At 63.2% G+C, this 601-nt stretch carries 1 pseudogene; it reads left to right on the forward strand.

Annotated features, from left to right (window positions below):
- A pseudogene (locus AAAX36_RS09485) lies at window positions 1-254 on the forward strand (amino acid:proton antiporter); the annotation flags it as partial.
- Between the last annotated feature and the right edge of the window lie 347 nt (window positions 255-601).

The following is a 601-nucleotide window of genomic DNA, read 5'->3' on the forward strand; positions in this document are numbered from 1 at the left end:
CGATGATGAAGGTCATGCTGGCCATCCCCTGCATCGAGCTGGTCCTGGCCATCGTCGCGACGCTGGTGCCGTTCTCCGCCGCCGAAATCGGCGACAAGGTCCCGATGATCGTCATCTTCATCGTGCTTTTGCTTATTGGCGAGGTTGTCCGCGTCGTCAGTGCTAAGGGTCGCGAGACCGAGTACAAGGGTCTCACCCCCGAGCTGGCTGCTCAGCGTCTCGCTGAGGAGGCCGCCGAGGCCGAAGAGGACTAGAGCACCCGGATTCGGGGCTCCAACCCTCCTCGCTACTTGACCATTCCCCGGGGTGGGTGTGAACGATAGCTCTGGTAACCACCGCCCGCCCCAATCTCTCTTCCGTATCCTTCGTGCGTTTTGTCTCCGCGCGCCAGGTTACGTCGTCGCTTGCCGGCGCGACTCCGTGAAAACCGGCGCCGGGCGCCCCGACCTTTGCCGGGGAACGGGCGTCCGCCACCTCTTGGTTTTAGGCTGCGGGTAACCCGCCCGCGGCAAACGATCGTTCGATTTGGAGGAAATCTTATGCGTACGATCACCGAGTCCGAGTCCACCCCCAGGGCCGACGGCTTCTTCATGCCCGCCGA

Origin of the sequence: Collinsella sp. CLA-ER-H10 (assembly GCF_040092475.1) — a bacterium.
Lineage (GTDB): Bacteria > Actinomycetota > Coriobacteriia > Coriobacteriales > Coriobacteriaceae > Collinsella.